The organism is Pseudomonas azerbaijanorientalis (assembly GCF_019139795.1).
In the GTDB taxonomy this organism is placed as follows: Bacteria; Pseudomonadota; Gammaproteobacteria; order Pseudomonadales; family Pseudomonadaceae; genus Aquipseudomonas; species Aquipseudomonas laurylsulfatiphila.
Window position 1 is genome coordinate 1,730,112 of sequence record NZ_CP077078.1, and the last position, 13,889, is coordinate 1,744,000.

General features: G+C 58.4%; 8 protein-coding genes. 5 read left to right on the plus strand and 3 right to left on the minus strand.

All coding sequences use genetic code 11. From position 1 onward, the window contains the following. The first annotated feature begins 87 nt into the window (after nucleotides 1–87). The 3 genes from trhO to KSS91_RS07650 are packed head-to-tail and all read left to right on the plus strand — an operon-like array spanning nucleotide 88 to nucleotide 3,478. Nucleotides 88–1,029, plus strand: a complete 942-nt coding sequence (gene trhO, locus KSS91_RS07640) for an oxygen-dependent tRNA uridine(34) hydroxylase TrhO (protein WP_015093968.1) — start codon at nucleotides 88–90, stop codon at nucleotides 1,027–1,029. Between the two features lie 36 nt (nucleotides 1,030–1,065). Next, nucleotides 1,066–1,668: a DsbA family protein gene (locus tag KSS91_RS07645; protein ID WP_217838369.1), complete on the plus strand. Its 603-nt coding sequence runs from the start codon at nucleotides 1,066–1,068 to the stop codon at nucleotides 1,666–1,668. Further along, nucleotides 1,661–3,478, plus strand: a complete 1,818-nt coding sequence (locus tag KSS91_RS07650) for an ABC transporter ATP-binding protein (RefSeq protein ID WP_015093970.1) — start codon at nucleotides 1,661–1,663, stop codon at nucleotides 3,476–3,478. The genes KSS91_RS07645 and KSS91_RS07650 overlap by 8 nt, the downstream gene beginning before the upstream one ends. Before the next feature lie 2 nt (nucleotides 3,479–3,480). Here the strand turns inward: KSS91_RS07650 and KSS91_RS07655 are convergent, their stop codons facing one another. After that, a complete protein-coding gene (locus tag KSS91_RS07655) occupies nucleotides 3,481–8,124 on the minus strand; it encodes a deaminase domain-containing protein (protein ID WP_225923724.1) in 4,644 nt (1,547 codons plus the stop codon). 182 nt (nucleotides 8,125–8,306) lie between these two features. On the opposite strand from KSS91_RS07655, the gene KSS91_RS07660 reads away from it, so the two are divergent. Then, nucleotides 8,307–10,766: an EAL domain-containing protein gene (locus KSS91_RS07660; protein WP_217837508.1), complete on the plus strand. Its 2,460-nt coding sequence runs from the start codon at nucleotides 8,307–8,309 to the stop codon at nucleotides 10,764–10,766. Nucleotides 10,767–10,842: 76 nt separating this feature from the next. Continuing rightward, on the plus strand, nucleotides 10,843–11,604 hold the full coding sequence (locus KSS91_RS07665; protein WP_437179729.1) for an iron-containing redox enzyme family protein: 762 nt from the start codon (nucleotides 10,843–10,845) through the stop codon (nucleotides 11,602–11,604). Between the two features lie 135 nt (nucleotides 11,605–11,739). Here KSS91_RS07665 and KSS91_RS07670 read toward each other — a convergent pair whose 3' ends face one another. Then, nucleotides 11,740–12,666 carry a GGDEF domain-containing protein gene (locus tag KSS91_RS07670; RefSeq protein WP_217837510.1) on the minus strand — a complete coding sequence of 309 codons (927 nt, stop codon included), beginning with the start codon at nucleotides 12,664–12,666 and terminating at the stop codon, nucleotides 11,740–11,742. A 367-nt stretch (nucleotides 12,667–13,033) separates the two neighbouring features. Further along, a complete protein-coding gene (locus KSS91_RS07675; RefSeq protein ID WP_217837511.1) occupies nucleotides 13,034–13,774 on the minus strand; it encodes a YciK family oxidoreductase in 741 nt (246 codons plus the stop codon). Between the last annotated feature and the right edge of the window lie 115 nt (nucleotides 13,775–13,889).

Consider the following 13,889-nt stretch of genomic DNA (forward strand, 5'->3'; position numbering starts at 1 on the left):
TAGAATGCCCAACGCGCCGCTCACCCGGCGCGTTTTTTTTCGCATCCGGTTCACCCCTTACGAGGGTAGCCACCTGGAGATTTACCCATGACACAACAGATTGTCGTGGCGGCACTGTATAAGTTCGTCACCCTGGAAGATTACGTCGCCCTGCGCGAGCCCCTGCTGCAAGCGATGGTCGACAACGGCATCAAAGGCACCCTGCTGATTGCCGAAGAAGGCATCAACGGCACCGTGTCCGGCAGCCGCGAAGGCATCGACGGGCTGATGGCCTGGCTCAAGAACGACCCACGCATGGACGACATCGACCATAAAGAGTCGTACTGCGATGAGCAGCCGTTCTACCGCACCAAAGTCAAACTCAAGAAAGAAATCGTCACCCTCGGTGTGGAAGGCGTGGACCCGAACAAAAAGGTCGGCACCTACGTCGACCCGCAAGACTGGAACGCGCTGATCAGCGACCCGGAAGTGCTGTTGATCGACACCCGCAACGATTACGAAGTCTCGATTGGCACCTTTGAAGGCGCCATCGACCCGAAAACCACCAGTTTTCGCGAATTTCCCGACTACATCAAAGCCAACTTCGACCCGGCAGTGCACAAGAAGGTCGCGATGTTCTGCACCGGCGGCATCCGCTGCGAGAAAGCGTCGAGCTACATGCTCAGCGAGGGCTTCGGTGAGGTCTACCACCTCAAGGGCGGCATCCTGAAGTACCTCGAAGAGGTGCCGCAGGAAGAAACCAAGTGGCAGGGCGACTGCTTCGTGTTCGACAACCGCGTGACCGTGCGACACGACCTGAGCGAAGGTGACTACGATCAATGTCATGCCTGCCGCACTCCGGTCAGCATCGAAGACCGCGCGTCCGAGCATTACGTGGCCGGCATCAGTTGCCCGCATTGCTGGGATAAGCTGAGTGAGAAGACCCGTCGCAGCGCCATCGACCGGCAGAAGCAGATCGAGCTGGCCAAGGCTCGTAACCAGCCTCACCCGATCGGCTACAACTACAAGCAAGCATCCACCGAGGCCTGAACCATGTCTGCGCGCCTGCTCTATGTGATGGACCCGATGTGTTCCTGGTGCTGGGGGTTTGCCCCGGTGGCCAAGGCACTGGTCGAGCAGGCGCAAGCCGCGGGTGTGGATGTGCATCTGATCGTGGGTGGCTTGCGCACCGGTAGCGGTGCGGCTCTGGAGCCGACCACCCGACGCTATATTTTTGAGCATTGGCAGGCGGTCACCGAGGCCACCGGCCAGCCGTTCAAGTTCGAAGGCGCGCTGCCCGACGGTTTTGTCTACGATACCGAACCTGCCTGCCGGGCCTTGGTGACGGCGCGCAGCCTGGCGCCGGATTGCGCGTTGAAACTGCTCGGGCTGATTCAACACGCATTTTATGCCGAAGGCCGTGATGTCACCCAGGCCAGCGTGTTGGTCGAGTTGGCGGAACAGGCCGGTCTGCCGCGCATCGAGTTCGCCGGTGCTTTCGATCGGGCTGATATGCACGCAGCCACCGCCGCCGATTTCACCTGGGTCCAGGACCTGGGTATCGCCGGTTTTCCTACATTGCTCGCTGAACGCAATGGTCAATTGGCATTGCTGACCAACGGCTATCAGCCTCTGAGTGTGCTGTCCCCGCTGCTCGGCCGCTGGCTGGAGCGCGCTGCCTGTGCATGACCTGCCCGATGACGTCGCCACCGCTAAACGTGTCGACCGTCTGAGTTGGGCGGAAATCCGTCGCCTGGCCCTGCATCACAAGAAGTCTCTGTGGATCGCCAACGGCGTGGCCGTGCTGGCGACCTTGTGCAGCGTGCCGATTCCCTTGCTCCTGCCGTTGCTGGTGGACGAGGTGTTGCTGGGGCACGGTGACGCCGCGCTGAAGATCATGAACCACGCGCTGCCCGAAGGCTGGCAAAAAGCGGCGGGCTACATCGGCCTGATGCTGCTGGTGACCTTGACCCTGAGGTGTACGGCGTTGCTGTTCAACGTGGTGCAGGCGAAATTGTTCGCCGGGTTGGCCAAGGACATCGTCTACCGCATTCGCATACGTCTGATCGAACGGCTCAAGCGTATCTCGCTGGGTGAATACGAAAGCCTGGGTAGTGGCACGGTGACCACGCATCTGGTCACCGACCTGGACACGCTGGACAAATTCGTCGGTGAAACCCTCAGTCGTTTCCTCGTGGCCATGCTGACCCTGGTCGGTACGGCGGGCATTCTGATGTGGATGCACTGGAAACTGGCATTGCTGATCCTGCTGTTCAACCCGCTGGTGATCTACGCCACGGTGCAACTGGGCAAACGGGTCAAGCACCTGAAAAAACTCGAGAACGACAGCACTTCGCGCTTTACCCAGGCGCTGACCGAAACCCTGGATGCCATCCAGGAAGTTCGCGCCGGCAACCGGCAGGGGTTTTTCCTCGGTCGCTTGGGGCAACGCGCCCGTGACGTGCGCGACTATGCGGTGAATTCGCAATGGAAAACCGATGCGTCGAACCGGGCCAGCGGTTTGTTGTTCCAGTTCGGCATCGATATTTTCCGCGCCGCGGCCATGCTCACGGTGTTGTTCTCCGATTTGTCCATCGGCCAGATGCTCGCGGTGTTCAGCTACCTGTGGTTCATGATCGGTCCGGTCGAACAGCTGCTGAACCTGCAATATGCCTACTACGCTGCCGGCGGTGCGCTGTCGCGGATCAATGAGCTGCTGTCGCGTGATGATGAGCCTGAATACCCGGGCGGCGTCGACCCGTTCATCGGGCGCGAGACCGTCGGGCTGGAAGTACAAGGGTTGAGCTTCGGTTATGGCGATGAACTGGTCCTGAATCAGATGAACCTGTCCATCGCCCCCGGCGAAAAGGTCGCGATCGTCGGCGCCAGTGGTGGGGGCAAGAGCACGCTGGTGCAACTGCTGCTGGGTTTGTACACGCCGTTGTCCGGAACCATTCGATTTGGCGGTTCGACCCAGCAGGAGATCGGCCTGGAAACCGTGCGGGAAAATGTTGCCGTGGTCCTGCAACATCCGGCGCTGTTCAACGACACCATCCGGGCCAACCTGACCATGGGCCGTGAGCGCAGTGACGAGGCTTGCTGGCATGCACTGGAAATCGCCCAGTTGCACGGCACGGTGCGGGATTTGCCCAATGGCCTGGACAGCATCGTCGGGCGCTCCGGCGTGCGTTTGTCCGGCGGACAGCGCCAACGCCTGGCCATCGCCCGGATGGTGCTCGCCGAGCCCAAGGTGGTGATCCTCGACGAAGCCACCTCCGCGCTGGATGCCGCCACCGAATACAACCTGCACCAGGCGCTGGCGCGGTTTCTGAGCAACCGCACCACGTTGATCATTGCCCACCGCCTTTCGGCGGTGAAACAGGCTGATCGAGTGCTGGTATTTGACGGCGGGCAAGTGGCCGAGGACGGCGACCACCAGCAGCTGATTGCCGATGGTGGTCTGTATGCCAAGCTGTATGGGCATTTGCAGCGGTTGTAGGTTTAACTCCACAGCACCTGGAGCGCGTTTTCCCCACCGTCGTAGCCGAACTCTTTCATCACGATCGAGCACGACTCGCAAGGGGGCATCGTTGTGGCGATGTTGACGGACTTGATTGCCTTGGGGTCGGGGTATTTTTCCCGGATCACGCGGATCAACTTGCTTTCGCTGTCCAGTGATGTCGGTTTTTTCGACTGCGCTGGCTTGTAAGTGCCGATGTCCTTGATGGTCGTCGGCACGGCCAGCAACTTGCCCTCAGCGGTCATATCGAGAGAGGTGTAGGGAAAGCGCTGATTCATGTCGATGTTGAAGTAGGTCGATTCACCAACCTGAACTGAATCCGCTCCAAGATGCTGTTTGAACAGCGGCAAGTGATCGGTTGCTTGCTGGGCGCCGGAAACGCTGACGTAGATTTCCCGTTGTCCACTGCTTGTCATGACGTCGGCGTAGGCAATGTTTCTTGGATTGAAGGAGCGTTGGCGTCTGGGTATCAACTGGTGCAGCTTCTGCATGGTCTGGTTGATCCTCAGCGCGCTGTTGGCATTACTGGCGTCGATCGTCGGCTCCATGAACAAGGCATCGAAAATATTGGCGGTGCTTTGACGCAAGTCCTCCGGAGCATCCTTGCTCCTGCTCCAGGTCGTGGCGCCTTCAGGCATTCGAGTGACGATCATTCGGGTTGCATGATCGAACATCAGCGCTTCTCCAGGACTGGTGTCGACCTTCAGGAATTTCATGTTGCCCGGTGGGTTAGGGGCCGCTCCGATGGGAATGGCGATTTCGTCCATGGTTTTCATCGCGAGCTCAAGGGCTTCCTCGCCGTGGATGCGCGCGATGTTATTGGCGCTCAATGACCCGGTGTACACCGTTAGCAGTTCCGCACCCAGGGTGTCTTCAGCCATGTCAGCCTTGAACAGGCGTTTCAACGTCAGTGGCTCGCTCAGGTTTTGTCCCTTGGGCACTGTCGCGACGTAATATTTGTCGGTGTTGATTCGGCTGAAAACATAAGTGCTCGATTCATCGATGGATGGCACCAGAATGGCCCCGATCTGGTGCGGGTCCTCGGCGCCCTCGTAAACCCCCTTGACTTCGATACGGCCATAAATGCCTTTGCGGAACATCAGGTTGGCCGGCATCTCGCGGCGGGGCACCAGCCACTTCCTGGCAAAGCCAAGTTCGGTGATGTCACCAGGGTAAAGGGTCGGTTTGTTGTCGATGACCTGATAAAGATTTCCCTCATGGGTGACAAACTGACCGTTATGACCTGGCCGGATAACCGCTTCGGACATCCTGTCGCCAAACCAGGGTGCGTAACCTTTGGTTTCGTCGAATGAGCCGACTTCCGGCGTCGGGGCGGGCGTTCCTGTCACAAAACTGCTGCGGCATTCGCTGCCGTTGTCTGGCGCGCGGCGTGGCCGACAGGGGACTGACGTCAATGCGCCGCTGTCATCGATCATTTCGACGCGGCGCAGGTCTTCGCCATCCAGGCGGTAGGGAGCGTCGTCGATGAAGGCTGTCGTGCGCCCATCGATATCGAACTGATAGCGAACGTGAGCCTGATCCGGGAGTTCAAAGAGAATCAGGTCGTCGGTTTTATTCACTCGGTTGTAACTGGAGCGCCCGAGTGACAACTCATGATCCAGGGCAGTGAGCCGCGGGCCGTAGGGGCGAGTAGACAGCGGGTCAATCAAGTAATGGTGGCCGTCGATCTTTCGCAGCGGAACATCTTCGATGCCTTTGACGACACCCAGTTGGTCGGCATTCATCAGCGGTTTCCAGCGTCCCGGTTCGGTTGCCTGGGGCAGGCTGCTGACAAAGTCATAACTATCGGCCTTGCCGGCGAGTTTTTTCAATTGGAACATCGCCCGCCTCTCGAGATGGACCGCTGCGCGTCCTGCGCCTTTCACTCCCCGTCCGATGAGCCGTAACAAGTCGCTCGCACCGTCCAGAGGGTTGAGGTTTTTCAAGCTCGAAGTCACCAGGATTCTGGACAGATCTGCCATTCGCGGCAAAGTCGCACGAATTCCCATCCTGCCGGCTCGGGCGGCCAAGCGGATGCTCCCGGCAGCGAACTTACCCAAGGGCATCACAAACGACACGATATCGAGCGCCAGGCCGATTACGCCGAGCACGCGATCACCGAACTGGTCCGATTGAAGGTCTTCGAGGCTGCCCCAGAAGGGTACGAATCCCTTGAGGTTGTTGATCCAGGGTTTTTCGTCGAGGTCGCGTTCGTATTGTGTGGCACCCCGGGCTTCGCGGCGCAGTTCCTGTTCATCAAGAAAAAACAGTTGGGTTGCAATAAAGGACGCGATTTGCTGCGTACGGGGAGACGTCAGCGTGAAATTGGGCGAATAGTCATGATGTGCCGGCGGAGTTGGAGTAGGGGGGAGGGCGTTGCCTAGCGGATCAAGAATCGCGCGACAGGTGGTTCCTGCTCTCGGGGGCGTGCCGGATGTATGGGCATCGCGATCGAATGGCAGGCGATGTGGGCGTATGGCGATATAGAAGTCATAGTCCTCTTCAGCCCAGCGGTTGACGAAAAAAAACTTGTCACGAACGCCTCCGACATGGGCGGTTGTCACATCAGTGCGCGGCCTTATGACACCAGCACGGGGCAGGCACTCATAGAAGAGCACGTCTTTCCCGTAAGCGGCTTGCAGCACAAATCCCATGCGCGCCCTGAGCGGCAGGGTGTGTGCTGCGGTTTCTTCATCGGCTTTGCGCCCGGTTTCATCCCGAAGGCTGAGAATCCTGACTTCGCCATGCTCCAGCGCCTTGCGATCGGCCCACGGCAGTGTGACCAACAGGCTTTTGATCAGGACTTCGTAGGCTTTTTTTGTCTCGTCGAGGTAGCTTTTGAATTGCTTGTCGAACAGTTCATCGATATCAGGCAGTGTGCGGTTGTGTTGTAGCAACAAGATCCGGGAAGCAGGGGTGTCAGGATTTGCCAAACCCGATTCAAACTTGCGATCAGCGGACAATCTGATCCAAAAGCTCGCGGTCTTGCCGTCCCTGCTGATGTACCACTTGCTGCCGGGCTTCAAGCCACCTGAGGCATACACCTCGAGCAGCGGCCAGGTTGCCTGCGGCACAACCGGGGTATCCAGGATACCGCGTTCAACGCGTCTGCCTGACCGATAAAGGTCGCGCATAAGGCGGATGCTCAGGGGGTCGATCGAAATATCGTTGGTCAATGCCACCTTCAGCTGCTGTTCCGCCAGCTTCAGTCGTTGTGGGGGGGCGGTATCGAGTTGGACGATCGCATCATTCAATTGCCGTGTGTGGTCTTCCAGCGCTTTCAGGGCTTCCATTTTGCTTTCCCGGGAGTCGCTGGCTTGCGCGCTATGGGCCAACACCCCGGTTGCCTGCGTCCAGGTCAACGCGGCTGGAATTCGCGTTAGCGCGATCAACTGGAGCAGAGCGTCTGTGGCGTTCTCGCTTTTTTTCAAGGGTAGATCGGTCAGTTGCTGGAAGGTCAGTCGTTGCAGCAGGGTCGGGTCCAGTGCATGAGCGAGATGGGCGCCGTGAACGAAGTTGACCCAGACGATAGACGTGGCATAGGGCAAGTCGTGGGGAATATCGCGCACCTGGAATTCAACTGGAAACCCGGCTTGACCGAGCCTTCCCAGCAACGCTCTTTCGGTTGGCGTTGTCGCGTAATGTGAGTCCTTCAGGTGTTTCCGGAAGCTTTCGAGGATATCCGCGTAGCTTTTGCCGTGGTTGCCGCGTTGTTGCAATGAGTAGCCGGCAATGCTGTGTGGCGCATCGGTATGCGTCAGGTCGTACCACAGTCGCAACGCTTCCAGCAGCAGTTTTGCGCCAATGTCTGGAACCGTTTCTTCGTCGGGTTCGCCGCCGTACCAGTCGAGTGTTTCGAGCAGGCGCCTGGCCACGTTTTGTGCCTTCGGGGTGTCGAGCAGACGCTCAAGGCAGGCCGTAGGCTGGGTGTTCAGTTGCTGTGGCGTCATCGGCGGCGTGACGTCATTGGCCAGGGTGTCGATGACGGAGCTGGCTTCAGTTGTGACGATTTCGCTGATGACGTTGAGAATCAGGGGGGGATGGTGCGGTTCTATCAGTTCACTGATTTGCAGCCCCTGTTCCAGGTTCAATCGGTGAATGGCGCGTTTTTCCTGCACCTCTTCAATCAGTCGGGTCAGGGACTCTGTGTTGTTTGCGGCTGGCAATGTCAGGCCGTAAAACTTCAGGCACTGCGGCAAGGGCAGCAACCTGTCGGTGCGTATGTACCCCCCTATACTCACCAGCGCCCGTTGAAAGGCTCGAATCGCGCTGGCGGAATCTGTTACGTCATTGATCCTGTGCAGGGCGACGGAGCCATCTTTGCGGGTCGTTGAGAAAACACACTGATCGGCGACGCCGTTCACTTCGGTCAGCAGTCCTTCAATGGGGCGAAGATGCTCAGACAACACCTTGTCACCGGCATCTTCGAAAAGCGCCAGCAGCAGGGCTTGCGCGTGATTGTGCTCAATGCCCAGGGGGGAGTCCGCCTGGGGAGGCATGTAATAACCACTGATTTCGGAAGATGCCGTTTGCACGGCTGACAAGGCGGTCAATAACGCCTCGTATTCGGCCTGTTGGCTGGCATGTCGCTGCAACGGGGTGGGCGTTGAAGTTGGAGATTGCATGAGATAGCGGCTCTGGAAATGGATGAGAGCCGGCAGTGTCGGAGTTTCGTTCTTTGCGCATGCGGTACATATGTGTCGCACGATGTACAGTGTCCGGCTTGCCGGAAGCGCAATCGCGCCCTAGTCTGGCTAAAGCGATTACGTCCGGAAGACGAGCAAGCAGTGCTAATGCAAGGGACCTCATGAATCAAACGCGGACTCTCGGAACGCCACGGTTGTTGGGCATTGTCTGGCCATTTATCGCCGTTGTGTTGTTTCAAGCCTTGCTGGGCGGCGTTAGCCTTTATGTGCTGTCGGCTGTTCGTGGCTATGTTGCCGGCGAAAGCCTTTGGTCCAAGGGCCAGAAAGATGCCATCTATTACCTGAACCTCTACGCCGACAGCGGCGACGAAGGGATATTTGATAAGTACCAGAGCGCCATTTCCGTGCCTCAAGGCGGGCATGAATTGCGTGTGGCGCTGGATCAGCAACCGCCGAACATCGAAGCGGCGAGGCTGGCGATCCTCAAGGGGGGCAACCACCCGGACGACGTTGCCAGCCTGATCTGGCTATACCTCAACTTTCGTCACTTCAGTTACCTCGAAAAAGCCATCGACCTGTGGACCGTGGGGGATGCCTATCTGGCCAAGCTCGATGACGTTGCCAGGGACATGCATCAGCACATCAATACCCGCCCTGCCTCTGATGCGGATATCCAGCGCTGGAAGGAGCAGATCTTCGCGATCAATGATGAAGTGACTCCGGCGGCGAAAGCCTTCAGTGATGCACTGGGGGAAGGGTCGCGGGTCATTCTTCGTCTGCTGCTGCTGACTAACCTCGCCACTGCGCTTGGATTGATTGCGCTGGCGCTGATGCGCACCCGCAAGCTGCTCAAGCAGCGCCATGCCTTCGCCGATGCACTGCAGCTGGAGAAAGAACGGGCGCAGATCACCCTGCAATCGATTGGCGACGGCGTGATCACCACAGATGTTTCCGGTGCGATTGCCTACATGAACCCGGCGGCCGAGGCATTGACCCACTGGAAGGCCGAGCAGGCGACAGGCTTGCCGCTGGCAGCGCTGTTCAACCTGCTGGATGAAGAGGCCCAGACCGATGGCTTCACCCTTATCGAACATATTCTCAGCGGCCAGCTCAGTGGCGGCAGCGAGCACTCCAAGCTGATTCAACGCCTGGACGGCAGCACGGTGTCGGTCACACTGGTGGGCGCGCCCATCCGCAATGCCGGCAAAGTCAGCGGTACGGTGCTGGTGCTGCATGACATGACCCAGGAGCGGCAATACATCGCCAATCTGTCATGGCAGGCGACCCACGATGCCTTGACCGGACTCGCCAACCGCCGTGAATTCGAATATCGCCTGGAACAGGCGCTGCACAACCTGACCCGCTACTCGGGGCGTCATGCCCTGATGTTCCTCGATCTGGATCAGTTCAAGCTGGTCAACGATACCTGCGGCCATGCGGCGGGCGACGAACTGTTGCGGCATATCTGCGCCTTGCTGCAGTCGGGGCTGCGCGAAGGCGATACCCTGGCGCGCCTGGGCGGCGACGAGTTTGGCATCCTGCTGGAAAACTGTGCGCCGGAAGCGGCGGAGAAAATTGCCGAGAGCCTGCGCCAGACTGTGCAGAATCTGCATTTTGTCTGGAAGGGCCGGCCTTTCGTCACCACTGTCAGTATCGGGCTGGTTCATGTCGCGCAGAATCCGACGACGCTCGAAGTCTCGCTGCGTGCTGCTGACATGGCGTGCTACATGGCCAAGGAAAAGGGCCGAAACCGGGTCCAGGTCTATCATCCGGATGACTCGGAACTGTCCCTGCGTTTCGGCGAAATGGCCTGGGTGCAACGTTTGCACATGGCGCTGGAGGAAAACCGCTTCTGCCTGTATGCCCAGGAAATCGTCCCCTTGGGTCATGTCGAGCAGGACGGCGGGCATATTGAAATTCTTCTGCGATTGCATGATGAAGCCGGGCGGATGATCTTGCCCGACAGCTTCATTCCGGCTGCCGAGCGTTATGGCCTGATGAGCTCGCTTGATCGCTGGGTGGTGCAGAACGTGTTCAAGATCATTGCCCAATGTCGGGCCGAGCGAGGCCAAGGGCCGCTGGCCATGTGTGCGATTAATCTGTCAGGCACGACGATCGGGGATGAGGCGTTCCTGGACTTCCTGCGTGAACAGTTTGTGACCTATTCGATTCCGCCTGAAATGATTTGTTTTGAAATTACTGAAACCAGTGCCATTTCAAATCTTGGCAGCGCCATTAGATTCATTAATGAACTCAAAGGCTTAGGATGCCATTTTTCACTTGACGATTTTTGTGCCGGAATGTCCTCATTCGCGTACCTGAAACATTTGCCTGTAGACTTCCTGAAGATCGACGGGAGTTTCGTAAAGGATATGCTGGACGACCCGATAAACCGCGCCATGGTCGAGGTGATCAATCACATCGGCCATGTCATGGGTAAGCGCACGATTGCCGAGTTTGTCGAAACGCCCCAGATCGAGCAGGCATTGCTGGAGATCGGGGTTGATTACGCTCAAGGGTATGTGATTGAACGCCCGCATCTGTTTACCAGCGATAGCTTGTTGAGTCGTCCTGCCAGGCCCCAGCCGATGTTGTTCAAGGCCCCTGGCACGTTCCGTTGAAATTCCTGCCGGTCTTACAATCACAATCAAAAGGAGCTCGACAGTGATCGACACATTCAACCGAACCGGACCGCTCATGGAAGCTGCAAGTTACCCTGCCTGGGCCCAGCGCCTGATCCAGGATTGCAGCGAGAGCAAGCGCCGGGTTGTCGAACACGAACTGTACCAACGCATGCGAGACAACAAGCTCAGTGCGAAGACCATGCGCCAATACCTGATCGGTGGTTGGCCGGTGGTCGAACAGTTCGCGTTGTATATGGCACAAAACCTGACCAAGACCCGCTTCGCCCGTCATCCCGGCGAAGACATGGCTCGTCGCTGGCTGATGCGCAACATCCGCGTCGAATTGAACCACGCCGATTACTGGGTGCACTGGAGTCGCGCGCATGGTGTCAGCCTGGAGGACCTGCAGGCACAGCAGGTTGCACCGGAGCTTCACGCGTTGAGCCATTGGTGCTGGCACACCAGTTCGGCCGACTCGCTGATCGTTGCGATTGCCGCCACCAACTACGCCATCGAAGGAGCGACCGGGGAATGGTCGGCACTCGTCTGTTCCAACGGTATCTACGCCGCCTCGTTCCCCGAGGAGGATCGCAAGCGGGCGATGAAGTGGCTGAAGATGCATGCCCAGTACGACGATGCCCATCCGTGGGAAGCCCTGGAAATCATCTGCACGTTGGCGGGCACCAATCCGAGCAGATCCCTGCAGGTGGAATTGCGCCAGGCCGTTTGCAAGAGTTACGACTACATGTACCTGTTTCTCGAGCGTTGCATGCAATTGGAGCACGCAGAGCGGGCGCCGGTCGTGCGTGAGCGGATGGCATTGGCCGAAGGCTGATTCAAAGTCTGGTTGAAACAACTGTGGGAGCGGGCTTGCTCGCGAAAGCGGTGTATCAGGCGGCATGGATGTCGCTGATATTCCGCCTTCGCGAGCAAGCCCGCTCCCACATTGGTTTATGTGGTGGCTGAAAAATCAGCCCGCCATCTCCAGCCGGTTACGACCTTCGCGCTTGGCCACATACAGTGCACTGTCTGCCCGCCGCAACAGGCTGTCGGCGGACTCGCCGGGCAACAGGGTCGAACAGCCGAGGCTGACTGTCAGCAAGATCGTATGACCGTCGGCCAGGTACTCCTCAGCCTGCACTGCAAACCGCAGCCGTTCCCCCACCATGGCCGCGGCTTCGCGGCTGGTATTGGACAGCAATATCAGAAACTCTTCACCGCCATAGCGGAACACCATGTCGACATTGCGCAACTGGTTTTTGATCGAGGCGGCGACCGCCTTGAGCACGTGATCACCCGTGCTGTGGCCATGGGTGTCATTGACCAGCTTGAAATGATCGATGTCCAGCATCAACACCGATAACGGTTGCAGATGGCGCCGGGACAGCTCGATTTCCCTTTGCAGCGTCTGGTCCATGGCGATGCGGTTACCGGTGCCCGTCAGCGGGTCGCGCAGTGCGCTTTGGGTGGCGGTACGGTAAAGCAGCGCATTACGCATCGGAAACAGCAGCGTAGCCAGCAGTGATTCGAGATTGCCCTGTTCCTGTTCGCTGAAACGCTGATTGCGGCGGAAAATCATTTCACCCAGGTGTTCGCCATCGTGGCTGAGGCTGTAACTGATGGAATGGTGACCACGCTGGCCGAACTCCAGGCGCAGATCACTGCTCTTGTGCAGGTAACACAAGGCGTCCAGCGGCACCAATCGCTGAATCTCGCGATAGAAAGTCCCAAGAATGCGCTGCGGTTCCAGACTGGTTTGCAGTTGCAGGCCCAGTTGCTGGCGCATTTGCGCAAGGCTGACGGGCCGTTCCAGAAGAGGCGGTTGCTGACCAAAGCCCAGTCGCTGCAATTTGGCGCTATCGAAGTCAATTGCGTTGGTCTGGGAAGGTGGTTTCATTAGGCGTGCGCCCCTGAGCAGTAAGGCTGTCTTACAAGCAGGGTGAGAGCGGCTTAGGGCTGCGCGTCGTACTGGTCCGTCAGTCCCGTAGGACATTTCGTACAAGTTTAATCTGCTTTGTGGAAGATGAGTAACTTCTGCGCCCATGCTTCACCCCGTCTGCTTTCACGTTGCGTGTCTGAGCAAACTTAGAGCGAAAGTCGTGCCATTCGGTTCATCCGAATAAAATTCGTATTAAATCAAATGGTTGTGCTTCATCTACTACCTGTGTGGCGCAGCGTGTGACGTTTGTTTGACAGGTGCATGGGGGGTCTTCGATTGCCGCGTCGGGAAGCCGGCGCGGCATCGAAAAAGCGACGTACGGTCGTTATTGGGCGTTGAACGCCTGACCATTGATACCGGTGCTGTCCGGGCCCATCAGGTACAGGTAGACCGGCATGATCTCCTCGGGCGTCGGGTTGTTCAGCGGGTTTTCACCCGGGTAAGCCTGGGCGCGCATGCTGGTGCGGGTAGCGCCCGGGTTGATGCTATTGGAGCGTACCGGGGCCACGGTGTCGACTTCGTCAGCCAGGGTTTGCATCAGGCCTTCGGTGGCGAATTTGGAGACGCCGTAAGCCCCCCAGTACGCACGCCCCTTGCGGCCGACGCTGCTGGAGGTGAACACCACCGAGGCGTCCTGTGACAGCTTGAGCAGCGGCAGCAATGTGCTGGTGAGCATGAACATCGCATTGACGTTGACCTGCATGACCCGCATGAAGTTTTCGCCGGAAAGCTGTTCGATCGGCGTGCGCGGGCCGATGATCGAGGCATTGTGCAGCAGGCCGTCGAGGTGCCCGAATTCGTTTTCGATCATCGCTGCCAGCTCATCGTATTGATGGGGCAGGGCGGTTTCGAGGCTGAACGGGATCACCGCTGGTTGTGGATGGCCGGCGGCTTCGATTTCGTCGTAGACCTGGGTCAGGTTGGCTTCGGTCTTGCCCAGCAGCAATACTGTTGCGCCGTGGGCGGCGTAGGTCTTTGCCGCTGCGGCGCCGATGCCGCGTCCTGCACCGGTGACCAGGATGACCCGATCCTTGAGCAGTTCGGGGCGGGCGGAATAATCAAACATAAAAACCTCAACAGATCAGAACGAGCGAACCTTGTAGGAGCGAGCCTGCTCGCGATGGTCGTCAACGATTACACGACGAGCCTGGCACCCCGCGGCGCTCTCAGGTTTTTCGCGA

What these genes read in the sequence shown, in the direction of transcription:
- KSS91_RS07670 (WP_217837510.1), bottom strand. Translation starts at nt 12,666, where the DNA reads ATGAAACCACCTTCCCAGACCAACGCAATTGACTTCGATAGCGCCAAA.
- KSS91_RS07645 (WP_217838369.1), top strand. Translation starts at nt 1,066, where the DNA reads ATGTGTTCCTGGTGCTGGGGGTTTGCCCCGGTGGCCAAGGCACTGGTC.
- KSS91_RS07665 (WP_437179729.1), top strand. Translation starts at nt 10,843, where the DNA reads ATGGAAGCTGCAAGTTACCCTGCCTGGGCCCAGCGCCTGATCCAGGAT.
- KSS91_RS07675 (WP_217837511.1), bottom strand. Translation starts at nt 13,774, where the DNA reads ATGTTTGATTATTCCGCCCGCCCCGAACTGCTCAAGGATCGGGTCATC.
- KSS91_RS07655 (WP_225923724.1), bottom strand. Translation starts at nt 8,124, where the DNA reads ATGCAATCTCCAACTTCAACGCCCACCCCGTTGCAGCGACATGCCAGC.
- KSS91_RS07660 (WP_217837508.1), top strand. Translation starts at nt 8,307, where the DNA reads ATGAATCAAACGCGGACTCTCGGAACGCCACGGTTGTTGGGCATTGTC.
- trhO (WP_015093968.1), top strand. Translation starts at nt 88, where the DNA reads ATGACACAACAGATTGTCGTGGCGGCACTGTATAAGTTCGTCACCCTG.